The 23493-nt window shown below is 69.2% G+C and carries 18 protein-coding genes and 1 tRNA gene; 8 read left to right on the top strand and 11 right to left on the bottom strand.

Translation table 11 applies throughout. The features are described 5' to 3' along the window. Positions 1 to 9 precede the first annotated feature (9 nt). Both AL346_RS03290 and pyk read left to right on the top strand, forming a co-directional pair. On the top strand, positions 10 to 483 hold the full coding sequence (locus tag AL346_RS03290; RefSeq protein ID WP_050996494.1) for a DUF1036 domain-containing protein: 474 nt from the start codon (positions 10 to 12) through the stop codon (positions 481 to 483). Beyond that, on the top strand, positions 480 to 1940 hold the full coding sequence (gene pyk / locus AL346_RS03295) for a pyruvate kinase (RefSeq protein ID WP_026014946.1): 1461 nt from the start codon (positions 480 to 482) through the stop codon (positions 1938 to 1940). The genes AL346_RS03290 and pyk overlap by 4 nt, the downstream gene beginning before the upstream one ends. An 85-nt stretch (positions 1941 to 2025) precedes the next feature. Here the strand turns inward: pyk and AL346_RS03300 are convergent, their stop codons facing one another. The 4 genes from AL346_RS03300 to cpdR all read right to left on the bottom strand — a co-directional run bounded on the left by AL346_RS03300 (position 2026) and on the right by cpdR (position 3521). After that, positions 2026 to 2616: a tetratricopeptide repeat protein gene (locus AL346_RS03300; protein WP_019401093.1), complete on the bottom strand. Its 591-nt coding sequence runs from the start codon at positions 2614 to 2616 to the stop codon at positions 2026 to 2028. Between the two features lie 203 nt (positions 2617 to 2819). Continuing rightward, a complete protein-coding gene (gene ykgO / locus AL346_RS03305; protein WP_019401092.1) occupies positions 2820 to 2945 on the bottom strand; it encodes a type B 50S ribosomal protein L36 in 126 nt (41 codons plus the stop codon). 55 nt (positions 2946 to 3000) lie between these two features. Continuing rightward, positions 3001 to 3075, bottom strand: a tRNA-Val gene (locus AL346_RS03310). Positions 3076 to 3161: 86 nt separating this feature from the next. Continuing rightward, the gene (cpdR, locus tag AL346_RS03315) at positions 3162 to 3521 is read right to left on the bottom strand and encodes a cell cycle two-component system response regulator CpdR (protein WP_019401091.1); all 360 of its coding nucleotides are present in this window, start codon (positions 3519 to 3521) and stop codon (positions 3162 to 3164) included. A gap of 315 nt (positions 3522 to 3836) precedes the next feature. Here cpdR and AL346_RS03320 point away from each other — a divergent pair, with 315 nt between their 5' ends. Beyond that, positions 3837 to 4727 (top strand): N-formylglutamate amidohydrolase, encoded by an 891-nt coding sequence (locus AL346_RS03320; RefSeq protein ID WP_053193264.1) that lies wholly within the window; start codon positions 3837 to 3839, stop codon positions 4725 to 4727. Positions 4728 to 4910: 183 nt separating this feature from the next. Here the strand turns inward: AL346_RS03320 and AL346_RS03325 are convergent, their stop codons facing one another. Next, positions 4911 to 6197, bottom strand: a complete 1287-nt coding sequence (locus AL346_RS03325) for an MFS transporter (protein ID WP_156332667.1) — start codon at positions 6195 to 6197, stop codon at positions 4911 to 4913. A 153-nt stretch (positions 6198 to 6350) separates the two neighbouring features. Between AL346_RS03325 and hisN the strand changes: the two genes are divergently transcribed. Further along, positions 6351 to 7133 carry a histidinol-phosphatase gene (gene hisN / locus AL346_RS03330; RefSeq protein WP_019401088.1) on the top strand — a complete coding sequence of 261 codons (783 nt, stop codon included), beginning with the start codon at positions 6351 to 6353 and terminating at the stop codon, positions 7131 to 7133. On the opposite strand, the gene AL346_RS03335 is transcribed toward hisN, so the two are convergent. Continuing rightward, positions 7100 to 8086 carry an alpha/beta fold hydrolase gene (locus AL346_RS03335; RefSeq protein ID WP_019401087.1) on the bottom strand — a complete coding sequence of 329 codons (987 nt, stop codon included), beginning with the start codon at positions 8084 to 8086 and terminating at the stop codon, positions 7100 to 7102. The genes hisN and AL346_RS03335 overlap by 34 nt on opposite strands. A 197-nt stretch (positions 8087 to 8283) precedes the next feature. On the opposite strand from AL346_RS03335, the gene AL346_RS03340 reads away from it, so the two are divergent. Next, complete coding sequence (locus AL346_RS03340; protein WP_019401086.1) at positions 8284 to 8766, top strand: Hsp20 family protein; 483 nt, start codon at positions 8284 to 8286, stop codon at positions 8764 to 8766. A gap of 123 nt (positions 8767 to 8889) precedes the next feature. Here AL346_RS03340 and AL346_RS03345 read toward each other — a convergent pair whose 3' ends face one another. Together AL346_RS03345 and AL346_RS03350 are read right to left on the bottom strand one after the other, a co-directional pair. Next, positions 8890 to 9615 carry a PepSY domain-containing protein gene (locus tag AL346_RS03345; RefSeq protein WP_019401085.1) on the bottom strand — a complete coding sequence of 242 codons (726 nt, stop codon included), beginning with the start codon at positions 9613 to 9615 and terminating at the stop codon, positions 8890 to 8892. A 70-nt stretch (positions 9616 to 9685) separates the two neighbouring features. Then, positions 9686 to 10750 carry a low specificity L-threonine aldolase gene (locus AL346_RS03350; RefSeq protein ID WP_026014944.1) on the bottom strand — a complete coding sequence of 355 codons (1065 nt, stop codon included), beginning with the start codon at positions 10748 to 10750 and terminating at the stop codon, positions 9686 to 9688. Positions 10751 to 11376: 626 nt separating this feature from the next. On the opposite strand from AL346_RS03350, the gene gltB reads away from it, so the two are divergent. Further along, positions 11377 to 16077 (top strand): glutamate synthase large subunit, encoded by a 4701-nt coding sequence (gene gltB / locus AL346_RS03355; protein WP_156332668.1) that lies wholly within the window; start codon positions 11377 to 11379, stop codon positions 16075 to 16077. A gap of 169 nt (positions 16078 to 16246) precedes the next feature. Continuing rightward, positions 16247 to 17671, top strand: coding sequence for a glutamate synthase subunit beta (locus AL346_RS03360; RefSeq protein ID WP_019402101.1), 1425 nt, complete (start codon positions 16247 to 16249; stop codon positions 17669 to 17671). A gap of 298 nt (positions 17672 to 17969) precedes the next feature. Here the strand turns inward: AL346_RS03360 and AL346_RS03365 are convergent, their stop codons facing one another. The 3 genes from AL346_RS03365 to galE all read right to left on the bottom strand — a co-directional run bounded on the left by AL346_RS03365 (position 17970) and on the right by galE (position 21633). Beyond that, the gene (locus AL346_RS03365) at positions 17970 to 19166 is read right to left on the bottom strand and encodes an SGNH family hydrolase (RefSeq protein WP_050996599.1); all 1197 of its coding nucleotides are present in this window, start codon (positions 19164 to 19166) and stop codon (positions 17970 to 17972) included. Positions 19167 to 19208: 42 nt separating this feature from the next. After that, positions 19209 to 20543, bottom strand: a complete 1335-nt coding sequence (locus AL346_RS03370; protein WP_019402099.1) for a lytic murein transglycosylase — start codon at positions 20541 to 20543, stop codon at positions 19209 to 19211. Between the two features lie 100 nt (positions 20544 to 20643). Further along, the gene (gene galE / locus AL346_RS03375) at positions 20644 to 21633 is read right to left on the bottom strand and encodes a UDP-glucose 4-epimerase GalE (protein WP_019402098.1); all 990 of its coding nucleotides are present in this window, start codon (positions 21631 to 21633) and stop codon (positions 20644 to 20646) included. Between the two features lie 215 nt (positions 21634 to 21848). Between galE and AL346_RS03380 the strand changes: the two genes are divergently transcribed. Further along, on the top strand, positions 21849 to 22739 hold the full coding sequence (locus tag AL346_RS03380; RefSeq protein ID WP_026015124.1) for a UTP--glucose-1-phosphate uridylyltransferase: 891 nt from the start codon (positions 21849 to 21851) through the stop codon (positions 22737 to 22739). Positions 22740 to 23493: the final 754 nt, after the last annotated feature.

Here is a 23493-nt window from a genome sequence, read left to right on the forward strand (position 1 = left end):
GATTTGCCGATGAAAACCGATCGCTCGCATTCTCTGCCCCGGCTGCGAAAGCTCGCCCTCAGCGTCCTCGCGCTGGCGCCGCTCGCACTCGCCGTCGGGGCCGTGTCGCCCGCCCGGGCGGACCTGCGCATCTGCAACATGACCGGGGCGCGCGTCGGCGTCGCGCTCGGCTATCGCGATCCGCAGGGCTGGATGACCGAAGGCTGGTGGAACATCGACGAGCGCAAGTGCGAGACGCTGCTCAAGGGGCCGCTCGCCGGGCGTTTCTACTACATCTACGCACTCGACTATTCCGGCGGCGGGGAATGGGGCGGCCGCTCCTTCCTGTGCACGCGCGACCGCGAGTTCTCCATTCGCGGCATCGATAATTGCCTCGCCCGGGGCTACGAGCGGACCGGGTTCTTCGAGGTCGACACGGGCCAGCAGAAGAGCTGGACCGTCCAGCTCACGGACAGCAACAGAGCAGCCGAGGTGCGTAGATGAGACGGATGCGGCGCGTAAAGATCCTGGCCACCCTCGGACCCGCGTCCAACGACCCGGCCATGATCGCCCGGCTGCACGAAGCCGGGGCGGACGTCTTCCGCATCAACATGAGCCACACCTCGAAGGATGGCCTCGCCGAGCGCGTCGCCGCCATCCGCGGCGTCGAGCAGCGCGCGGGCCGGCCCATCGGCATCCTGGTCGACCTGCAGGGCCCGAAGCTGCGCATCGGCACCTTCGCCAAGGATGCCGAGATGCTGTCGGCGGGCGAGCGCTTCGTCCTCGATTCCGACCCCAAGCCCGGCACGGCCAAGCGCGTGCACCTGCCGCACCCCGAGATCCTCGCGGCGCTCGAGCCCGGCCATGCCATCATCATCGACGACGGCAAGATCCGGCTCGAGGTGGAGAGCGTCGGCAAGGGCAAGGCCACCACGCGCGTCGTGGTGGGGGGCAAGATCTCCAACCGCAAGGGCGTCAGCCTGCCCGACACGACGATCCCGGTCTCCGCCATGACGGAGAAGGACCGCACCGATCTCGAGGCGGCCGTCAACATCGGCGTCGACTGGATCGCTCTGTCCTTCGTGCAGCGGCCGGAGGACATCGCCGAGGTGCGCAAGGTCGCGCGCGGGCGGGCGCTCGTCATGGCCAAGATCGAGAAGCCGCAGGCGGTCGCCCGCCTCGACGAGATCATCGAGGTCTCCGATGCGCTGATGGTCGCCCGCGGTGACCTCGGCGTCGAGATGCCGCTCGAGAAGGTGCCCGGCATCCAGAAGCTCATCACCCGCAGCGCCCGCCGCTGGGGCAAGCCCGTCGTCGTGGCGACGCAGATGCTCGAATCGATGATCACCTCGCCGGTCCCGACGCGCGCGGAGGTGTCGGACGTCGGCACTGCCGTCTTCGAGGGTGCGGACGCCATCATGCTGTCGGCCGAGAGCGCGGCGGGCGAGTATCCGGTCGAGGCGGTGGCGACGATGAACCGCATCGCCGAGGAGATCGAGCGCGACAGCAACTACCGCGCCATCATCAATGCCCAGCGCGCCGAGCCCGAGGCGACGGGCGCGGACGCCATCGCCTCCGCCGCGCGCTCGATAGCCGAGACGCTGGACCTCAAGGCCATCGTCGCCTGGACCTCCTCCGGCGCCACGGGCCTGCGCATCGCGCGCGAGCGCCCGCAGACGCCGCTGCTCGCCCTGACCCCGAACGCCGATGCGGGACGGCGCCTCGCCCTCGTCTGGGGCGTGCATCCCATCGTGACCGAGGATGCCCGCGACATCGACGACATGGCCGACCGCGCCTGCGACATCAGCCGCGATGCGGGCTATGCCGAGACCGGTCAGCGCGTCATCATCGTGGCGGGCGTGCCCTTCGGCACGCCGGGCGCGACGAACATGGTGCGCGTCGCCTTCGTCGCCCCGGAAGGGGGCGCGCTCGGCCACGGCAATACGTCGCGCAAGGCCTGACACCAGGCTGGTAGCAGATCCGGCTCAAACGGGCTGACGCGGGCGCCACGCGCGCCCGTGGGCCCCTGGCGCCCTCTGGTGCGTGTCAGATGTCCCGGCCGTCGACGTCGGGCGCCAGCCGCTCCACGGCGGCCTTCACCGCCTCCAGGTGCGGGTGGACGGCCAGCGCCTGCCGATAGGCGCGCAGGGCGAGCGCCTTCTCCTCGTCCACCTCGAAAAGCCGGCCGAGGGCCGTCCAGGCCTCATAGTGGCGCGGCTCGCGGGCGATGGCCTGCTGGAGGTCGAGAATGGCCTGCCGGCGATCCCCCAGCATGCCGAAGAGCGTCGCGCGCTTCGCCCAGGCCTCGGCCCAGCCCGCCTCGATGACGACGACCCGGTCGAGCAGCTCGATCGCCAGCGGCGGGTTGCCCGAGCGCGCGGCGACGAGCGCCCGGCTCATCAGGAGGTCGGCCGTATCGGAGCCGGAGCGCAGCCACTGGCGCTCGATGAGGCGGGCGATGCCCGCCGCCTCGGCCGCGTCACCGCTGTTGCCGAGCCGCTCGAACAGCTGGTCGAGCTGCGCCGCACGCCGCGCCTCGGGCGATACAGGCCGCTCTGCGCTCTGGGGCGCGTCCCGCCGCTCAGAGCCCTGCGACTGGGCCGCAACGCTGCTCCACGGCGGAACGGCAAGGGCCATCCCCATCGAAAGAAGCACAAGCGGGCGGATTGCGCGTGTCATGGGAGTGAGCCTAGCGCGCCGCGCCCCGGGGGCAAAGCCCCTCGCGGACACGTCGCCGTGAGCCGCGGCCCGTCGCGCCAACGCCAAAAGCCCGGCGTCACCGCCGGGCTCTTCGTTGTTCATGCAAGACCGCCGAAGCGGCCGGACGCTTGGCCCGGGCGTCAGCCCTGGCGCGCCTTGAAGCGCTTCTGCGTCTTGTTGATGATGTACACGCGGCCCTTGCGACGGACCAGCTGGTTGTCGCGGTGGCGCTCGCGCAGAGACTTGAGCGAATTGCGGATCTTCATCGTCCGATCTCCGTACGGCGCGGCTCCAGCGAACCTCGGCCGTCCTCAAAAAAAATGGTGGGCGCGACAGGGATCGAACCTGTGACCCCTACGATGTCAACGTAGTGCTCTCCCGCTGAGCTACGCGCCCTTCGGACGACGCTTTCGCGACGTCCTCATGTGGGCCGCGGATATAGCGGCTTGTGGCGGGGTGCGCAAGCCGTCCGCGAAAAATACTCAGGCGGCGAGCAACTTTTCCACTTCCGACACCAGTTCGCGCAGGTGGAAGGGCTTGGACAGCACCTTGGCGTCCTTCGGCGCCTGCGAATCGGGGTTGAGCGCGACCGCCGCGAAACCGGTGATGAACATCACCTTGATGTCCGGGTCGAGCTCGGTGGCGCGCCGCGCCAGCTCGATGCCGTCCATCTCCGGCATGACGATGTCGGTGAGCAGCAGTTCGAACGGCTCCTCCCGCAGGCGATTGTAGGCCGACAGCCCGTTGTCGAAGGACACCACCTCGTAGCCCGCGTTCTGCAGGGCCTTGACGAGGAAGCGCCGCATGTCGTTGTCGTCTTCGGCGAGAAGGATCTTGCTCATGGCGCACGCGTCGAAAGTGATCGGGCGGGCTGCGGGCTCGGATCTGCCGTGCCGCGCTGCCCGGCCGAGAGGTTAGTGGCACGTCCGTCGCCGGACAATGCTCCGTCCGAGCTGCCGACGCCGTGCCCTACCGTCTAGCCACGTTCCTCGTAAAAAAGGCGTGAAAAACCACGCATGACGTACGGCGCGGCACGGATCGCACGGGCGCCAGGCGACGCGGCGATGGACGACGCGCCGGCAAATCGGCCACAATCGCCGTTCGAGACGGCCCTGCCCGCGGGCGCCGTCGTCCCCGTATCAGCGTCATGGTCCCCGATGTCGTCTCCGATCGAGCCGGAACTCGCAGTCCCCTTCACGGTCGTCGAACCGTCCGATCAAACGGTGCCGCTCGTCTTCAATGCGCCCCACGCCGGCGCCGTCTACCCGCAGAGCTTCGTCGACGGCGCCCGTCTCGATCCGCTCGCCCTGCGCCGTTCGGAGGATGCCTATGTGGACGCGCTCTTCGCCGGCATGGGCGCTCTCGGCGCGCCGATGCTCGTCGCCCGCTTTCCCCGCGCCTATCTCGACGTGAACCGCGAGCCCTACGAGCTCGACCCGCGCATGTTCGACGGCCGGCTGCCGCCCTATGCCAACACGCGCTCGCTGCGGGTCGCGGGCGGGCTCGGCACCATCCCGCGCATCGTGGGCGACGGGCAGGAGATCTATCCCGGCAAGCTCCCCGTGGCCGAGGCCATGCGCCGTATCGAATGGCTTTACAAGCCCTATCACCGCGCCCTCAGGCAGATCGTGATGCGCACCCAGCGCCGGTTCGGCTCGGTCCTGCTCGTCGACTGCCATTCGATGCCCTCCTCCAGCGTGACGCGGGACGAGAACTCCCGCGCCGACATCGTCATCGGCGATCGATTCGGCACGAGCTGCGCCGCGGCGACCAGCGACAGGGTCGCGCAGTCCTTCGAGCGCCTCGGCTATCGCGTGGCCCGCAACCGCCCCTATGCCGGCGGCTTTATCACCGAGCACTACGGCGAGCCCGCGGCCGGCCGGCATGCCCTGCAGGTGGAGATCAACCGCAGCCTCTACATGGACGAGCGGACGATGCAGCGCACGGAGGGCTTCGCCCGCCTCGCAAGCGACATCACCGAGGTCTTCTCCCTCATCGCCGAGACGGCCGGCACGGATCTCACCGAGCGGCGCCTGGCTGCCGAATAGCCGGCGCTCGCCGTCAGCCCCGTCAGTCCGGCGCCAGGCAAGAAAAAAGGCCGCACACTTGCGTGCGCGGCCCAAGTCTAGGGAGGAAACGCCCAAGGAGGGCAGCGGCACCGCGACGGAACATCGCCGTACCGCACTGCAACAACATGCCACCGCACCGCACAAAAAGCAAGGGTGATTGACCTATTTTTTTGTGCCCCCGGGATCGCGATCCCGGCCGGGGTGGGGGTCGTGTGCGAGGACGTAGGTAATGAGTGCGGCCGCAATTGCAAGGGCCAGCAAGGAAAAGACAGCCTTGTAGGCCTCTTGTGGATAGTGCCCGAGGGGGCCACGGCCGAAGAGGTCCATGAGCCGCCCCGTCACCGTCTGCATCACGAAGACGCCGCCCATGGTGCCGATGTTCATCAGCGTGATGCCGCGACCTATAAGATTTTGAGGAAAAAGAGATTTCCCGTGCGCCATGACCGGCGGCGTGTAGGCCACGGCCGCCCCGAAGACGACTAGCCAGACGACCACCGAGACCGGGCCGAGAGGCATGAGGGCAGCGTAGGCGAGGCATGCGATGGTTGCAGAGGCGCCAAGCACGACCGGGGGTTTGTACCCGCGGAAGAGCCGGTCAGCCGCTCCCCAGAGGAAGAGGGCGGCGATCTGCGTCGCCGAGGCCGCGAAGAGCGCGACACCGCGCCGCTCGAGGTCGAAGCCGTACACGTCGCTCAGGAACGGCCCCGCCCACAGGCCGATGACGGTGCCGAAGGCCGCATAGCCGGTCGCGTGCATCAGGAAGAGCGGCCAGAACGAGCGCACGCGCACCGCCTCGCGCACGCCGGCGAGCGCCATGCGCCACGATTCGCGGCCGGCCCATGCGGTGACGGCGGGACCGCGCACGCCGAGGAAGACCGCGAGGCCCGCGGCCGTCGCAAAGGCCGCGACGACCAGAAAGCTGGCCCGCCAGCCGATCGATTCGGCGGCGAAGGCGAGCGGGGCGGTGGCGGCGAGCGTGCCGAAATTGCCGATGCTGAGCTGGATGCCGGTGAGGAAGGCGAAGCGCTCGGGCGGGAAGAGGCGGGCATAGATGGCGAGCGGCGCCATGAAGAAGCTGGAGCAGCCGATGCCGAGGAGAAGCCGCGCGCCGACCAGCATTGTCGCGTCCCGCGCCAGCGCGAAGAGCAGGACGCCGGCCACCGCGATCAGGGAGCACACCAGCATGACGCGGCGCGGCCCGTAGCGGTCGATGGAGATGCCGACCGGGATCTGCGCCGCCGCGAAAGTCAGGAAGAAGCCGCTGGAGAGAAGCCCGAGATCGGTGGCGGAGAGCGAAAGGTCCGCGGCGAGATTCGGTGCGATGACGCCGATCGAGTTGCGCAGGAACTGGCTGACGCTGTAGATGCCCGCGAGCACCGCGATGAGCAGCACCGCCTGGCTTCCCACCGGCGTCGTGCCGGCATCCGCCGGGATCTGACCATCCTTCATGCCCGCTCCTCCCGCCTCGCGCTCCACCGGGCGCATGGCCTGTCGTTCGTTCCTCTCTTTCTAAACGGCCCCGCCCGCGATAAGACCCCTCTGCAACGCAGCCCTGCCCGCGTGAGGTGCGAGGCTCGTGCACGGCTGGCGGAGGGGATGGGAATGGCAGCGGTCGACTTCAGCGCCTTCATGGACGAGCTCGCAACCGTGTCCGGGCGCGCCATCCTGCCCTTCTTCCGCACCGCCCTGATGGCCGAGAACAAGGCGCTCGGCGACAGGTTCGACCCGGTGACGGAGGCGGACCGCGCGGCCGAGGCCGCCATGCGCCAGCTCATCCGCCGGCAGTTTCCCCAGCACGGCATCTGCGGCGAGGAGTTCGGCGACGAGCGCACGGATGCCGACTACGTGTGGGTGCTCGACCCCATCGACGGCACACGCGCCTTCATCTCGGGCCTGCCGCTGTGGGGCACGCTCATCGGCCTCACCCACCGCAGCGCGCCCGTCTACGGCCTGATGCACCAGCCCTTCACGGGCGAGCGCTTCTACGGCGGCGGCAGGAGTGCCGGCTACAAGGGCCCCATGGGTGCGCGCAAGCTCAAGACGCGGCGCTGCGCGAGCCTGGCCGAGGCGACCCTCTCGACCACCTCCCCCGCCCTCTTCGATGCGGACGAGCGCCCGCGCTACGAGCGGGTCGAGCGGGAGACGCGCCTCGTGCGCTACGGCTATGACTGCTACGCCTATTGCATGGTCGCGGCCGGCCATATCGACCTCGTCATCGAGGCCGGGCTGAAGCCCTACGACATCGTCGCCCTGGTGCCGATCATCGAGGGGGCCGGCGGCGTCGTCACCAACTGGCAGGGCGATTCACCGGCAGCGGGCGGCACGGTCGTCGCCGCGGGCGACCCGCGGATTCACGAAGCCGCGCTCAAGCTGCTCTCGGCCTGATCCGGCAGTGCCCCTTCCGAGCCGGGCACGAAGGCGTCGAAGGCGGCCCAGAACTGGTCGCGGATGCCGTCGCGCTCCATCAGGATCTCGTGCCGGGCACCGGGAATCACGATGGCGCGGCCCGTCTTGAGGCGGGCAGCGAAGCGCTCGGTCGCCGGTGTCGAGACCACCGGATCGGCCCCGGCCGCGACGACGAGCACCGGCGTCCTGATCTCGAGCGCGAAATTCGGATCGGCGAAGGCGCCCATGGCGCGATAGGCGGCGTCGAGCCACGCCACGGTCGGATCGCCGATGGCAAGCTCGGGGGCCCGGGCGGCCACCTCGGCATTGCGCGCATAGCGCACCGGGTCCGACGTCAGCCGGTTGCCCGCGAAGGGCTTCGTGGAGATCGACGTGGCGCCGCCACCGGGGACGTAGCTCGCCCCGAAGCCGCAGGCATCGAGCATCTCGGACAGGAGGCGCGCGGCGCGCGGCCAGGGCACCATGGCGATGTCGATCATCGGCGCGGCCGCGACGAGGCGGGCGAAGGGCGTCTTCTTCCCCCTCAGCGCGTGCAGGAGGATCGTCCCGCCCATGGAATGGGCGAGCAGGAAATAGGGCGGCGGGCAGCGCGGCAGGATGACCTGATCGAGGATGGCCGCAAGGTCGCGCTCATAGAGCGAGAAGTCGTCGACGTGGCCCTTGCGCGGGTTGGCGAGGTCGCGCTGCGAGCCGCCCTGCCCGCGCCAGTCGAAGGCGACGACCGCAAAGCCGCGGCGGCGCAGGTCCGCCACCGTCTCGAAATATTTCTCGATGAACTCCGCCCGGCCCTGCACGAGCAAGACCGTGCCACGCGTCCGGCGCGCCGTCGCCCGCCAGCGCACGGCGCGCAGCACGATGCCGTCCGCGGTGGTCACCGGCGTGATCACCGGCTGGCTCGGCACCGGGTTCAGCTCTGTCGCGACGAGTTCCATCGCCCCCTCCCACCGCCCGTTTGCGGCCTCTCGCTGCCGGTTATAGCCGCTGCACCCGCCCCGTCGCCACAGGTCTTGAAAGACCGGCCGGGCGCCACCAACTCTCTGGCGTGCAGGCCACTGACGGCTGCACGGTGGGATGCCTGGCCGTTTCAGGCGGGCATTGTCCGCATATCGCTTCAAATGGAGGATGTGCCATGCGTCAATTCGATCTGTCCCCCCTCTACCGCTCGACGGTCGGCTTCGACCGTCTGTTCTCGATGCTCGATCAGGTTGCCGGCGTCGACAGCTCCCCGAGCTATCCGCCCTACAACATCGAGCGAACCGGCGAAGATGCGTATCGCATCACGGTAGCCGTCGCCGGTTTCGCCAGCGATGATCTCGCCATCGAGACGAAGAACAACACCCTGACGATCCGCGGCGAGAAGAAGGTCGCCGAAGGTGCCCAGAGGCCCGAAATGCTCTACCAGGGCATCGCGGCCCGGGCTTTCGAGCGCCGCTTCCAGCTCGCCGACCACGTTCAGGTGACAGGCGCCGCGCTGGAGAACGGTCTCCTGCACGTCGACCTCGTCCGCGAGGTGCCGGAGGCGATGAAGCCCCGCACCATCCCCATCGCGACGAAGCCGACGAACATCGCCATCGACGCCAAGGTGGCGGATCGCGCCAAGGAAGCCGCCTGACGCGGCAGGCCATGGCCTCGCGTGCCGAGGCCATGGAACGCTCCAGAAAAGACGAGGCGCCGGACGTTCCGGCGCCTTTTGTTTTCGGGATCGAGCCCGCGATGGGTCCGACCGGCCGCTGTATCAGAACGGCGCGCTCGGCAGGATCTCCTCGCCCGAGGCCGGCCCGCCGATCTCATCGCCGTCATTGCCGATGACATCGCCTGCCGGCGGCACGGGCGGCACCTCGGGCGGCGCGAGGACGACGCTCGGTCTCTCCTCAGCCTCGCCAGCCGCATCCGCCTGCCCGGAGGTCTCGGGCAGCCTCACGTCCCCGCGCGACGGCGGTAGCGGTGCGCGCAGCCCGAGTTCCTGGTCGCTCGGACGCGGCGGCGGCAGCGCCGCCATGCTCGGCTGGCGTTGCCGGAGCGGCACCGGCGCGTAGATCGTGGTGCCGCGCCCGGTATCGATCTCGACGCCGATCTCGCCGCCGAACCTGTCGGGCGAATAGGGCCGGTACGGCTCCTCGGCCATGATCGTCGACCGCAGCGGGCGCGCATTGACGATCGCACCCGAATAGGCGTCGACGAAGAGGCGCATGCGCCAGCCGTTCACGTCCGTGCCCTCGACGACGTAGAAACCGCGCGTCAGGCGCGGACGGGAGATCTGCGCAAAACCTTCCGAGCGCACCGAGCGCACCACCTCGCGCGGGCTCAGTGGCTCATCATAGACCTCGGGCGCGTAGTAGCCCTGGGCGAGGGCGACGCCCGACGCCAGGGTGAGCGCCGCGAGCGCCGTGAGAAGCCCGGCAGCGCGCCGGGCGCGGCGCGGTCCGGCAACAGGAGCAAGCACGTCATCTGCCTCGTTCATTGCCATTCGTCACCCTCGTCTGTGCACCGGCATTGGGGCGGGCGTTGGGCGCCGCCGCGGCAACGGCAGGTCAGGCCGCCGCCTGTCCGCCGGCGATGGCGAGGAAGCGGTCGACGGCCGCCTCCGCGGTATCGAAGGCGGTGACGAGGCGCACCAGCACCTCCCCCTCCCCGGCCGCAACGCCCTCCGGCAGGCTCGACGTCACCCACGGGTGGTAGAGCGCGCCCGCCGCCCGCAGCTCCTCGTCCATCGCTTGCGGCAGGAAGACGAAGATCTCGTTGGCCTCGACCGGCAGAGCGATGCGGCAGCCGAGACGCGCGAGGCCCGCGGCGAGCCGGTCTGCCGCCGCATTGGCCCGGGCCGCGAGGTCGAGCCAGTGGCCGTCGGCGAGATAGGCGTCGAGCTGGGCGCCGAGCAGGCGGCCCTTGGAGAGGAGGTGGCCGCCGCGCTTGCGACGCTGCGCCATGTGCGCCGCCTTGTCGCGGTCGAAGACGATCACGGCCTCCGCCGCAAGGCAGCCGTTCTTGGTGGCGCCGAAGGAGAGGACGTCGACGCCCGCGCGCCATGTCATGTCGGCAGGGCTCACGCCGAGGCGCACGAGCGCATTGGCGAAGCGCGCGCCGTCCATATGCACGCCGAGACCGTGCCGGCGGGCGATGTCCGCGAGCGTCGCGATCTCGTCCAGCGTATAGACGGTGCCGGCCTCGCTCGCCTGGGTCAGCGAGAGGGCCGAGGGAATGACCTGATGCGGCGGCCGCCCGGTCGGCGCGGCGAGATGCGCCGCGATCTCCTCCGCCGTGAGCTTGCCGAGCCGCCCGGGAAAGCCGACGAGCTTGGCCCCGCCCGTGAAGAACTCCGGCGCGCCGCATTCGTCCTCGGCCACATGCGCCTCGGCGTGGCACAGCACCGCACCCCAGGGCGGGCAGAGGGTGGCGAGCGCCAGCGCGTTGGCTGCCGTGCCCGTGGCGACGAGGAAGACCGAAAGGTCGCGCTCGAAGATCTCCTTCAGCCGCGCCTCGACGCGCGCCGTATGCTCGTCCGCCCCGTAGGCGCGCTGGCTGCCGGCATTGGCGGCGACGAGCGCCTCCATCACCCGCGGGCTCGCACCCGCCACATTGTCGCTTGCGAAATTCAATCCTGCCTCCGCACTCCGGTCGCCAGCGGAAGCTAGAGCATGGTTCTGCCCGCGTGAAGCGCACAGGGGTCATGGCGGCGCCTTTCCGGCAGCACGCTCTGGCTCCCCTGCTGCCGGACGGCAACGGCTCAGCCGCGACCGGCGCGCAATTAAATTACGCGTGCCTCCGTCAATTCGTCACGAACGCAATCCAGGCTGGGGCCTGCGTATAAGTTTCGATCAAACGACTCGCAAATACCCGCTTGTCACCTTAGAAAAAATCTGGCAAGGTCCGCCCGGTTTAGGACAGCCTTACTGTCCCATTCCGATGATCACCCGAGCCCGGCATCCGGTCGGGCCTTCCGCGAGCAAGGCAAGGCAGGTCTTGGTTATGGCACGTCTGACGGCCGCCAAACGCGATACGAAACCTGCCGCCCGCACGACGCGGGCTTAGCGGGCGCGCCCCGGCTTTATGCCGCGAGACGCCCGCGAGGTGCGGGCGCAACGGAAACAGCGCGACCGGACCTCTAAGACCAACAAGAGGGTGCGTACGGGCGGGCGGCGACAGGCCGCCGGCACGGACCGGTGACCCCGCGAGAGACGAACGACGTGGACACGCCGCCGCGGCGGCAACGATGGGGCAGAACATGAGCGCGACGAACGAGCAAAAGCTGGTCTCCAACCCGGCGCTGCTTCAGAAAACGCGCGCTGCGGACCCCGGTCTGCCGCCCGCGCAAGGCCTCTACGACCCTGCGCGCGAGCGTGACGCCTGCGGCGTCGGCTTCATCGCCCACATGAAGAACGACAAGAGCCACGACATCGTCGCCGATGGCCTTGCCATCCTGAAGAACCTCGACCACCGCGGCGCCGTCGGCGCCGACCCGAAGGCGGGCGACGGCTGCGGCATGCTGGTGCAGGTGCCGGACCGCTTCCTGCGCGAGGAATGCGAGAAGCTCGGCATCGCCCTGCCGCCTGCCGGCGACTATGCCGTGGGCCATCTCTTCATGCCGCGCGACGCGGAAGGCTTCGCCATCGTCAAGGAGACGCTGGAGCGCGTCACCGCCGAGGAGGGCCAGGTGCTCCTTGGCTGGCGCGACGTGCCGGTCGATCCCTCCGTGCTCGGCGAGAGCGTGAAGCCCACCGAGCCGCGGCACGTGCAGGTCTTCATCGGCCGCGGCGAGGGCGTGACGACGCAGGACGATTTCGAGCGGCACCTCTTCATCCTGCGCAAGGTCGTCTCCAACGCCATCTACGACCTCAACGACCCGCGCACCGCCGGCTACTACCCGGTGAGCCTGTCGACGCGCACGCTCGTCTACAAGGGCATGCTGCTCGCCGACCAGCTCGGCGACTATTACGCCGACCTGCGCGACCCGCGCTTCGAGAGCGCGCTCGCCCTCGTGCACCAGCGCTTCGCGACCAACACCTTCCCCACCTGGTCGCTGGCCCACCCCTACCGCATGGTGGCGCACAACGGCGAGATCAACACCCTGCGCGGCAACGTCAACTGGATGGCGGCGCGGCAGGCCTCGGTCGATTCCGAGATCTTCGGCAACGACATCTCCAAGCTCTGGCCCATCTCCTACGAGGGCCAGTCGGACACGGCCTGCTTCGACAACGCGCTCGAGTTCCTCACCCAGGGCGGCTATTCGCTCGCCCACGCCATGATGATGCTGGTGCCCGAGGCCTGGGCCGGCAATCCGCTCATGGACGAGGAGCGGCGCGCCTTCTACGAGTACCATGCCGCGCTGATGGAGCCGTGGGACGGCCCGGCCGCCATCGTCTTCACGGACGGGCGCCAGATCGGCGCGACGCTCGACCGCAACGGCCTGCGCCCCGCGCGCTACCTCGTCACCGAGGACGGGCTCGTCGTCGGCGCTTCCGAGATGGGCGTGCTGCCCATCCCCGAGGAGAAGATCGTCGAGAAGTGGCGCCTGCAGCCGGGCAAGATGCTGCTCATCGACCTCGAAGAGGGCCGCATCGTCTCCGACGAGGAGATCAAGAGCGAACTGAGCCGCCGCCACCCTTACAAGGAGTGGCTGAAGCGCACCCAGATCGTGCTGGAGGAGCTGCCGCCGGTCCAGGCGCGTGAATCGCGCACGGACGTGAGCCTGCTCGACCGCCAGCAGGCCTACGGCTACACCCAGGAGGACCTCAAGCTCCTCATGCAGCCCATGGCCGTCACCGGCCAGGAGGCCGTCGGCTCGATGGGCACCGACACGCCGATCTCGGCTTTGTCGGACAAGCCGAAGCTGCTCTACACCTATTTCAAGCAGAACTTCGCCCAGGTGACGAACCCGCCGATCGATCCGATCCGCGAGGAGCTCGTCATGAGCCTCGTCTCGTTCATCGGGCCGCGGCCGAACATCCTCGACCTCGAGGGCACCTCGCGCCGCAAGCGTCTCGAGGTGCGCCAGCCGATCCTGACCAACGAGGATCTCGAAAAGATCCGCTGCATCGGCCACAGCGAGGACCAGTTCGACACCAAGACGCTGGACATCACCTATCCCGCCGGCCAGGGCGCGGAGGGCCTGCCCGGTGCGCTGGAGCGCCTGTGCGAGCGCGCGGAGGCGGCCGTGCATGGCCGCTACAACATCATCATCCTCTCCGACCGCATGCTGGGGCCGGACCGTATCGCCATCCCCGCCCTGCTCGCGACGGCGGCGGTGCACCACCACCTCATCCGCAAGGGGCTCAGGACCTCGGTCGGTCTCGTCCTCGAATCCGGCGAGCCGCGCGAGGTGCACCACTTCGCCCTGCTTGCCGGCTATGGCGCCGAGGCGATCAACCCCTACCTCGCCTTCGACACGCTGGCGGCGATGCACGAGGCGCTCGACTTCCCCGAGGAGGTCGACGACGAGGAGATCATCAAGCGCTACATCAAGTCCATCGACAAGGGCCTGCTCAAGGTCATGTCGAAGATGGGCATCTCCACCTACCAGTCCTATTGCGGCGCGCAGATCTTCGACGCGGTCGGCCTGAAGAGCGACTTCGTCGCGAAATTCTTCTTCGGCACAGCCACCACCATCGAGGGCATCGGCCTTGCCGAGATCGCCGAGGAGACGGTGCGCCGCCACCGCGACGCCTTCGGCGACGTGCCGGTGCTGCGCAATTCCCTCGAGGTCGGCGGCGACTACGCCTACCGCCTGCGCGGCGAGGACCACGTCTGGAACCCGGACACGGTGGCGACGCTGCAGCACGCGGTGCGCCTCAATGCGCAGGATCGCTACCGCGAGTTCGCGCGCCTCGTGAACGAGCAGGAGAACCGCTTCAGCACCGTGCGCGGCCTCTTCCGCATCCGGACGGCCGCCGAGCGCGGCGCCCAGCCGGTGCCGCTCGAGGAGGTGGAGCCCGCGGCTGAGATCGTCAGGCGCTTCTCGACGGGCGCCATGTCGCTCGGCGCCATCTCCAAGGAGGCGCACGAGACCCTGGCCCTGGCGATGAACGCCATCGGCGCCAAGTCCAACACCGGCGAGGGCGGCGAGGATGCCGCGCGTTTCCGGCCGCTGGCGGACGGGCGCTCCAAGCGCTCGGCCATCAAGCAGATCGCATCGGGCCGCTTCGGCGTCACCACCGAATATCTCGTCAATTCGGACATGATGCAGATCAAGGTGGCCCAGGGCGCCAAGCCCGGCGAGGGCGGCCAGCTGCCCGGCCACAAGGTCGATGCGGTCATCTCCCGGCTGCGCCACTCGACGCCGGGCGTCGGCCTCATCTCGCCGCCGCCGCACCACGACATCTACTCGATCGAGGATCTCGCCCAGCTCATCTTCGACCTGAAGAACGTCAACCCGGCGGCCGATGTGTCGGTCAAGCTCGTCTCCGAGGTCGGCGTCGGCACGGTCGCCGCCGGCGTCGCCAAGGCGCGGGCCGACCACATCACCATCTCGGGCTTCGAGGGCGGCACCGGCGCCTCGCCGCTGACCTCCATCAAGCATGCCGGCAGCCCGTGGGAGATGGGCCTCGCCGAGACGCAGCAGACGCTCGTCCTCAACCGCCTGCGCGGCCGCGTGCGCCTGCAGGTCGACGGCGGTCTGCGCACGGGGCGCGACGTCGTCATCGGCGCGCTGCTCGGGGCGGACGAGTTCGGCTTCTCGACGGCGCCGCTCATCGCCGCCGGCTGCATCATGATGAGGAAGTGCCACCTCAACACCTGCCCCGTCGGCGTGGCGACGCAGGACCCCGTCCTGCGCAAGCGCTTCAAGGGCCTGCCGGAGCATGTCGTCAACTACGTCTTCTTCGTCGCCGAGGAAGTGCGCGAGCTGATGGCCGAGATGGGCTTCCGCAGGATCGAGGAGATGATCGGCCGCACCGACCTCCTCGACAAGAAGGAGGCCATCGACCACTGGAAGGCCAAGGGCCTCGACTTCACGCGCCTGTTCCACCGGCCCGAGGTCGGCCCGGACGTCGCCGTCTTCCACAGCGAGCGCCAGAAGCACCCGATCGACGACGTGCTCGACCTCAGGCTCATCGCGCAGGCGCGCGAAGCCATCGACGAGGGCACGCCGGTCGTCATCGAGGAGACGATCCGCAACGTCGACCGCACGACGGGTGCCATGCTGTCGGGCGAGATCGCCAAGCTGCACGGCCACGAGGGCCTGCCGGAGGACACCATCACGGTGAACCTCAAGGGCACGGCCGGCCAGAGCTTCGGCGCCTTCCTCGCCGCCGGCGTGACGCTGCACCTGACGGGCGAGGCCAACGACTATGTCGGCAAGGGCCTCTCCGGCGGCAAGATCATCGTCCAGCCGCCGGCGGAGACGAAGGCGGTGCCCGAGCGCTCGATCATCGTCGGCAACACGGTGCTCTACGGCGCCATCGCCGGCGAGTGCTACTTCCGCGGCGTCGCCGGCGAGCGCTTCGCGGTGCGCAACTCGGGCGCCATCGCCGTCGTCGAGGGCACGGGCGACCACGGCTGCGAATACATGACCGGCGGCGTCGTCGTCGTCATCGGCCCGACGGGTCGCAACTTCGCGGCCGGCATGTCCGGCGGCATCGCCTATGTGCTCGACGAGGACGGCACCTTCACCAAGCGGTGCAACCTGTCCATGGTCGACCTCGAACCCGTCGAGGAGGAGGAGGAGCTCATGGAGCGCCTGCACCACCACGGCGGCGACCTCGAGCACAAGGGCCGCATCGACGTGCTCGCCGACATGTCGGGCCACGACGAGGAGCGGCTGATGCAGCTCATCGCCAACCACCTGCTCTACACGGGCTCGGCCCGCGCCAAGGCCATCCTCGACGACTGGGCGGGCTACCGCACCAAATTCGTCAAGGTGATGCCGGTCGAGTACCGGCGCGCCCTGCGCGAGATGGAGCGCCTGCGCACGTTGCAGGCGGCGGAATAAGGACATGGGACCGCGGTCCACCCTCTCCTTCGGGGGACGGGTCGGCGCCCAGGGCGCCGGGGTGGGGAGGCCGCGGTCCGGGCAGGAACCCCCTCCCGGCCGCTACGCGGCCGACCTCCCCCCGCAAGGGGGAGGTGGGTCGGCGGCGCAACGACTGGATGACGAGACGATGGGCAAGGTAACCGGCTTTCTCGAATTCGACCGGCAGGAGCAGAAGTATCAGCTCGCCGGCGACCGCGTGCGGCATTTCCGTGAGTTCACGCTGCCGCTGGACGACAAGGACCTGCAGAAGCAGGCCGCCCGCTGCATGGACTGCGGCATTCCCTTCTGCCACGGGCCGACGGGCTGCCCCGTCCACAACCAGATCCCGGACTGGAACGACCTCGTCTACAACGACGACTGGGAGGAGGCCTCGCGCAACCTCCACTCGACCAACAACTTCCCCGAGTTCACCGGCCGCATCTGCCCCGCGCCCTGCGAGGAGGCGTGCACGCTCAACCTCGAGAACGTGCCCGTCACCATCAAGACCATCGAGCAGGCGATCGCCGACAAGGCATGGGAGATGGGCTGGATCCGCCCCGAGCCGCCGGCGCGCCTCACCGGCAAGTCCGTCGCCGTCGTCGGCTCGGGCCCTGCCGGCCTCGCCGCCGCCCAGCAGCTTGCCCGCGTCGGCCACGAGGTGCACGTCTACGAGCGCGAGCCGCGTGCCGGCGGCCTGCTGCGCTACGGCATCCCGGACTTCAAGATGGAGAAGCATCACATCGACCGGCGCGTGGCGCAGATGGAGGCCGAGGGCGTCGTCTTCCACTACGGCGTCAACATCGGCGTCGACAAGCCGTTCGAGGAGCTGGCGAAGGCCTACGACGCCGTGCTGATGTGCGGCGGCGCCGAGCGCCCGCGCGATCCCCAGCTGCCGGGCATGGAGCTCGAGGGCGTGCATTACGCCATGCCCTTCCTGGTGCAGCAGAACCGCCGCAACGGCCGCGAGAACTTCCTCGATTCCGATCCCATCCTCGCCGGCGGCAAGCACGTCGTCGTCATCGGCGGCGGCGACACGGCCTCCGACTGCGTCGGCACCTCCTTCCGCCAGGGCGCCCTCTCGGTGACCCAGCTCGACATCCGCCCCAAGCCCCCCGAGATGGAGGACAAGCTCACCGTCTGGCCCTACTGGCCGACGAAGATGCGCACCTCCTCGAGCCAGGCGGAGGGCGCCGAGCGCGAGTTCCAGGTCGCGACGCTCGGCCTCGAGGGCAAGAAGGGCCGCGTCATCGGCGTGCGCTGCGCCCGCGTGGACGAGAAGCGCGTGCCGGTTGCCGGCACCGAATTCGTCCTCAGGGCCGATCTCGTCTTCATCGCCATCGGCTTCGCCAGCCCGGTCTTTGAGGGCATGGTCGAACAGGCGGGCGTGACGCTCGACAGGCGCGGCAATGTCGCCGCCAGCGAGAGCGACTATCGCACGTCGAACGAGAAGGTCTTTTCCGCCGGCGACATGCGCCGCGGCCAGTCCCTCGTCGTCTGGGCCATCCGCGAAGGCCGCCAGGCCGCCCGCGCCATCGACGAATATCTGACGGGCTCGTCCGTCCTGCCGCGCTGAGAATTCTTTCCGCTCGGGTGCTGCGGGCTCCGGCCCGCAGGATCCCGCCCGAGGGAAAGCAGCGCATGGGGCCGGATAGCCGGCTTTCGTGAGCGACGTTCTCCCCCGTCATGGCCGGGCTTGTCATTGCAAGTCGGGCTTGTCCGACTTGCAGCACTTTGAAGAGACGTAACGCGCATGCGCGTTGCTGTCGCCATCCACGCCTTTGAGGTCATTCGACTTTTCAGGGCGTGGATGCCCGCGACAAGCGCGGGCATGACGGTCCTGTAATCGGAACCGTTGACCTGATCAGCCTCCCTTACGGCCGCCGCGGCCAGGAAAAATCGTCGACCCGGCCCTGTTTTGGCTGCGGCACGTCGCCGAGGATGAACACCCGCTCGGCGAGCTGGTCGACCTGGCCCGCACCCGCCGGCGCCGAGACGAGGATGCCGCCGGGCGCCGCGTCCGGCGCCGTGAGCGGCAGGATGGGCCCCGCCACGGGCTTGCTCGACACGGAGATGAGGCCGTTCGGCTCGGGCAGGCTCGGGATCGAGGCATCGATCATGCGTTCGATGGGGTCGCGCATGTCGAGGCCGGGCACGCCGTCGTGCAGCGGCAGCAGCGCCTGCTGGATGCCGCCGTGCGCATCGATCAGCCGGCGCAGCACGAGCGCCGCGAAATGCGCCGCCTTGCGCGCGCCCGCCTTGGTGAAATGCACGCCGTCATTGGTGCGCAGGCGCGCGTTCTGGCCGTTCACATCGGGCCCGAAGGCCGAGAAGCGTCCGTCGGCGTCGAGGAAGGCCTCCCAGATGTCGACATACTGGCCGCCGGCCGCCGTCACGCGCTCGCGGAAGATGGCGTTGAGGGCCAGCATATCGGCCGACAGCCGCTCGCCCTTCATCGGCGGCAGGCCCACCCAGACGAGCGGTATCCGCTTCTCGCCGAAGGTGCGGATGATCTCGTCGACGCGCATCGTATAGAGCGTTCGCCATTCGGCCGTGCCGTGCTCCACCTCCCCCGCCGGGGTGCGGAAGGCCTGCCGGTCGTTGGCGCCGATCATCATCACGCCGATCGACACCCGCTCGGGATTGGCGACGAGCTCCTGCACCGCCTTGGGCCAGTCGTAGAAGTCGCTGCGCACGAGCCCCGTGTCGCCCTTGGCGCGCGAATAGATCGCGACGTCGGCGGCTTCGGCCAGCGTTTCGGCGAGCCCTTCCGTCAGGAGTTCGGCGAGGGAATCGCCCATGACGACGATATAGGTGTCGACCTCGACGCGCGGCGTGCGCTCGGCGACGCCGCGCTGCTCGGGCACCGCCCGCGGCACCGTCTGGCGCGGCCGGGCGGCTGCGGGCCGGGACGACCGCCGCGGCACCTGCTCCATCTGCGGCGGCGGCTTCGGCTGGAAGATGTTGTTGAGGAAGCGCGTCAGCGGATCCTGCTGGGCGTGCGCGACCGCCGCGGCGAAGATGCATCCCGCCGCAACGAGAATGGCAACGATGAGGCTGCGTCCCGGCATCGCCCGTTTCCCGCCCCGGCCGCAGCCGGGGCCGGGTTCATGCTATCGCGTCTGGCGCAGTTGCGCCAACAGCCGGTTGTCGGCATGGCCGTCGGCGATAAGGCCGCGGCTTTCCTGGAAGGCGAAGATCGCGTCGCGCGTCTGGGAGCCGATGCGCCCGTCGACGTCGCCGATGTCGTAGCCGCGGCTGGCGAGATGCCGCTGCACCTCCTCCCGCTCGTGCTTGGCGAGCGGCGCCTGGTCGGTGGGCCACGGCGTCTGGATCGGCGCGCCGCCATAGAGCCTGTCGCCGAGGTGGGCGACACCGAGGGCATAGGCGTCGGAATTGTTGTAGCGCTTGATGACGTCGAAGTTCGCCGTTACCAGGAAGACAGGCCCGCGCGCGCCCGCCGGCAGGAAGAGGCGCGCCTCGCCGGCCCCGGAGAGCGGCCGCCCGTCGACCCGGCGCACGCCTTCCGACGCCCAGGCGGCGAAGGACTTCTTGTCCCGGCCGTAGCGGAAGCCCGACGGCACCTTGACCTCGAAGCCCCACGGCAGACCCGGCTGCCAGCCGTGCTGCTTGAGATAGTTGGCGGTGGAGGCGAGCGCATCCGGCACCGAGGTCCAGATGTCGCGGCGCCCGTCGCCCGTGAAGTCGACCGCGTAGCGCATGAAGCTCGACGGCATGAACTGCGTCTGGCCCATGGCGCCGGCCCACGACCCCTCCATGCGGTCGGGGCTGACGTGCCCCTGCTGCAGGATGACGAGCGCCGTCAGCAGCTCGTTGCGGAAATAGTCGCCGCGATACTTCGCTTCGGCCAACGTCGCGAGGGCGCGTACGACGTAGTGCGAGCCGGTGAAGCCGCCGAAATTCGTCTCCATGCCCCAGACGCCCATGACGACCTTGCGGTCGACGCCATAGGTGCGCTCGATGGTGTCGAGGGTGGAGGCCCACTGGCGCGTCATGGGCGTGCCGCGCTCGAGCCGGTTCTGCGACACGGCCGAGGCGAGATATTCCCACACCGGCTTGACGAACTCGGCCTGCTTCTTCGTGAGCGCGATGATCTTCTCGTCCTGCGTGACGCCGGAGAAGGCCGCGTCGTAGACGGAGCGCGAGACCCCCCGGGCCTGGGCCTCCGGCCACAGGGCGGAGACGAAGGCGCGGAAGGACGGGGATGGCGCCCCCTCGCCGCGCGAGAACCTGGCCGGGGTCCGCGGCGCCTCGGGGGTGACCCGCTGCTCGGTCGGCGCATAGGGCGTGATGCTGCCGACGGACATCACGTCCGCCGAGGCGCAGGAGCCGAGGACGAGGCTGACGGCGAGCGTGGCAAGCAGCGCCCGCCTCCTGCCGTTCCCTGTCGCGAGGCTCGTCTCACCGTCCCTGCTGCCATGCCGCATGTCGGATCCCCGTTTCGAACCGCGGCCGAAGCCGCCACGCATACGCACTCAACTCCACTAGCTCGCGCGATATGGTTGCAAAATCGTTGACGGAACGGCTTCAAGCCGCCGATTGCTGGGCGAGCCGCTTCTCCCAGGCAAGGGCCTGGGAGACGATCACGTCGAGATCGTCGTAGCGGGGCTGCCAGTCGAGCAGGGCGCGGATGCGCGAGGCATCCGCCACGATCGCTGCCGGATCGCCCGCGCGGCGTGGCGAGAGCTTCACCGGGAAATCGACGCCCGACACGCGCTTGACCGCCGCCACCACCTCGAGCACCGAAAAACCCTTGCCGTAGCCGCAGTTGAGCGTCAGGCAGCCGCCACCCGCCCTGAGGTGCGCCAGGGCCGCCACATGGGCGCGGGCAAGGTCCGACACCTGGATGAAGTCGCGCACGCACGACCCGTCCGGCGTCGGATAATCGGTGCCGAAGACCTCCAGCACCGGGTGCTGGCCGAGAGCGGTCTGGCACGCGACCTTGATGAGGTGGGTCGCCCGCGGGGTGGATTGCCCGATCCGGCCCGCGGGATCCGCGCCCGCGACGTTAAAATAACGCAGGATGACGTGGTTGAGGTCGTGCGCCACGGCCGTGTCGGCCAGCATCCATTCGCTGGCCAGCTTGGAGCGGCCATAGGGCGAGACCGGCGCCGGGGTGAGGTCTTCCGACACCGGGTTGGCGGTGACGTCGCCGTAGACCGCCGCGGTCGAGGAAAAGATCATGTGCCGCACGCCGGCCCGCACGCTCGCCTCGATGAGGTTGCGGGTCTTCCCCGTATTGGCGAGGTAATAGCCGAGCGGGTCGGCCACCGATTCGGGCACCACGATCTTGGCCGCGAAATGCGCGATCGCATCGATGCCATATTCGCCGATCAGCCTTGCGACGAGGTCCTGATCGCCCGCATCGCCGCGCACCAGCACGGCTTCGCGCGGCACGGCCTCGTCAAAGCCGGTCGAGAGGTCGTCGAGCACGACGACACGCTCCCCCGCCTCCACGAGCTCGAGAACCATATGGCTGCCGATATAGCCGGCTCCGCCGGTCACCAGGACGCTCATGCCCCCATCCCTTTCCTGCGCCAGGCCGTCCCGCTGGCGCAGGCCCTCCGGCTCCGTGGAACTATTGACAGACCGGCTGCGTTCATTCGTCAATCGCTTTACGCGATTGACACGTTCGCCGGTCAATATCGGCGAACATCTCGTGCGGGCACGGCCATGGCAAGAGAGGGCGCCGGGCCGTGTTTCTTGTTGTGCCCTCCAGCCCCTGGGGTTCCATGAAGAAGCCTATCCGAAAGGCCGTATTTCCCGTCGCAGGCCTCGGCACCCGCTTTCTGCCCGCCACGAAGGCGATGCCGAAGGAGATGCTGACGGTCGTCGACAGGCCGGTCATCCAGCACGTGGTGGACGAAGCACGTGCCGCCGGCATCGAGCATTGCGTCTTCGTGACGGGCCGCAACAAGGGCGTCATCGAGGACCATTTCGACAGCCAGTTCGAGCTGGAGCGCACGCTCGAGACGCGTGGCAAGACCAGGGAACTCGAGCAGCTGCGCCGTGACCTGCCGGGCCCCGGGCAGACCAGCTTCACCCGCCAGCAGGGGCCGCTCGGCCTCGGCCACGCCGTCTGGTGCGCGCGCGACATCGTCGGCGACGAGCCCTTCGCCCTCCTGCTGCCGGACATGCTGCACCTCGGCGTGCGGCCCTGCCTCGCCGAGATGATCGAGGCCTACGAGGCCCACGCCACGGGCGGCAACATGATCGCCGTCTACGAGGTGCCGGCCGACCAGACGCACCAGTACGGCATCACCGGCGTCGGCGAGGCGATCGGCAACGGCAAGGTCTATCCGATCACGCAGATGATCGAGAAGCCGGCCAAGGGCACCGCCCCCTCCAACCTCGCCATCTCGGGACGCTACATCCTGCAGCCGGAGATCTTCGACCTGCTCGCGCGGCAGGAGCGCGGCGCCGGCGGCGAGATCCAGCTGACCGACGCCATGATCACCTTGTCGAAGTCGCAGCCGTTCTTCGCCACGCGCTTCGACGGCGACATCTACGACTGCGGCTCCAAGCTCGGCTTCCTCGCCGCCAACGCCGCCTATGCGCTCTCGAACCCCGAGCTCGGCGCCGACTACCGCCGCGATCTCGAGGCGCTGCTCGCCAAACGGTGAGCGAAGCCCCTGTCGCCAGCGTCATGCCCGCGCTTGTCGCGGGCACCCACGCCATGAAGCTCGTGCGGGGTTGAAAGGCGTGGATGGCCGGGACAAGCCCGGCCATGACGGGCGGAGAGGTTGTGCTACACGCCCCATTCCATTTGCGAACTTGTCTCGGCCGTCATGCCCGCGCTCGTCGCGGCGCATCCACGCCGTGACGCTCGTGCGGGGTTGAAAGGCGTGGATGGCCGGGACAGGCCCGGCCGTGACGAACGGGGAGGTTATGCTACCCGCCCCATTCCATTTGCGTAACTGTCTCGGCCGTCATGCCCGCGCTTGTCGCGGGCACCCACGCCGTAAAGCTCGCGCGGGGGTGAGAGCCGTGGATGGCCGGGACAGGCCCGGCCATGACGGGCGGAGAGGCTGCGCTACCCGCCCCATTCCATTTGCGTAACTTGTCTCGGCCGTCATGCCCGCGCTTGTCGCGGGCATCCACGCCGTAAAGCTCGCGCGGGGTGAGAGCCGTGGATGGCCGGGACAGGCCCGGCCATGACGGGCGGAGAGGCTGCGCTACTCGCCCCATTCCATTTGCGAACTTGTCTCGGCCGTCATGCCCGCGCTCGTCGCGGCGCATCCACGCCGTGACGCTCGCGCAGGGGTGAGAGGCGTGGATGGCCGGGACAAGCCCGGCCATGACGAACGGGGAGGTTGTGCTACCCGCCCCATTCCGTTTGCGAATTTGTCTCAGCCGTCATGCCCGCGCTCGTCGCGG

Origin of the sequence: Chelatococcus sp. CO-6 (assembly GCF_001271345.1) — a bacterium.
Classification (GTDB): Bacteria; Pseudomonadota; Alphaproteobacteria; order Rhizobiales; family Beijerinckiaceae; genus Chelatococcus_A; species Chelatococcus_A caeni.

Bases quoted from the DNA above. Each gene is read 5' to 3' on its own strand.
- AL346_RS03290 (WP_050996494.1), top strand. From the start codon at position 10: ATGAAAACCGATCGCTCGCATTCTCTGCCCCGGCTGCGAAAGCTCGCC.
- pyk (WP_026014946.1), top strand. From the start codon at position 480: ATGAGACGGATGCGGCGCGTAAAGATCCTGGCCACCCTCGGACCCGCG.
- AL346_RS03300 (WP_019401093.1), bottom strand. From the start codon at position 2,616: ATGGCCCTTGCCGTTCCGCCGTGGAGCAGCGTTGCGGCCCAGTCGCAG.
- ykgO (WP_019401092.1), bottom strand. From the start codon at position 2,945: ATGAAGATCCGCAATTCGCTCAAGTCTCTGCGCGAGCGCCACCGCGAC.
- cpdR (WP_019401091.1), bottom strand. From the start codon at position 3,521: ATGAGCAAGATCCTTCTCGCCGAAGACGACAACGACATGCGGCGCTTC.
- AL346_RS03320 (WP_053193264.1), top strand. From the start codon at position 3,837: ATGTCGTCTCCGATCGAGCCGGAACTCGCAGTCCCCTTCACGGTCGTC.
- AL346_RS03325 (WP_156332667.1), bottom strand. From the start codon at position 6,197: ATGAAGGATGGTCAGATCCCGGCGGATGCCGGCACGACGCCGGTGGGA.
- hisN (WP_019401088.1), top strand. From the start codon at position 6,351: ATGGCAGCGGTCGACTTCAGCGCCTTCATGGACGAGCTCGCAACCGTG.
- AL346_RS03335 (WP_019401087.1), bottom strand. From the start codon at position 8,086: ATGGAACTCGTCGCGACAGAGCTGAACCCGGTGCCGAGCCAGCCGGTG.
- AL346_RS03340 (WP_019401086.1), top strand. From the start codon at position 8,284: ATGCGTCAATTCGATCTGTCCCCCCTCTACCGCTCGACGGTCGGCTTC.
- AL346_RS03345 (WP_019401085.1), bottom strand. From the start codon at position 9,615: ATGAACGAGGCAGATGACGTGCTTGCTCCTGTTGCCGGACCGCGCCGC.
- gltB (WP_156332668.1), top strand. From the start codon at position 11,377: ATGAGCGCGACGAACGAGCAAAAGCTGGTCTCCAACCCGGCGCTGCTT.
- AL346_RS03360 (WP_019402101.1), top strand. From the start codon at position 16,247: ATGGGCAAGGTAACCGGCTTTCTCGAATTCGACCGGCAGGAGCAGAAG.
- AL346_RS03365 (WP_050996599.1), bottom strand. From the start codon at position 19,166: ATGCCGGGACGCAGCCTCATCGTTGCCATTCTCGTTGCGGCGGGATGC.
- AL346_RS03370 (WP_019402099.1), bottom strand. From the start codon at position 20,543: ATGCGGCATGGCAGCAGGGACGGTGAGACGAGCCTCGCGACAGGGAAC.
- galE (WP_019402098.1), bottom strand. From the start codon at position 21,633: ATGAGCGTCCTGGTGACCGGCGGAGCCGGCTATATCGGCAGCCATATG.
- AL346_RS03380 (WP_026015124.1), top strand. From the start codon at position 21,849: ATGAAGAAGCCTATCCGAAAGGCCGTATTTCCCGTCGCAGGCCTCGGC.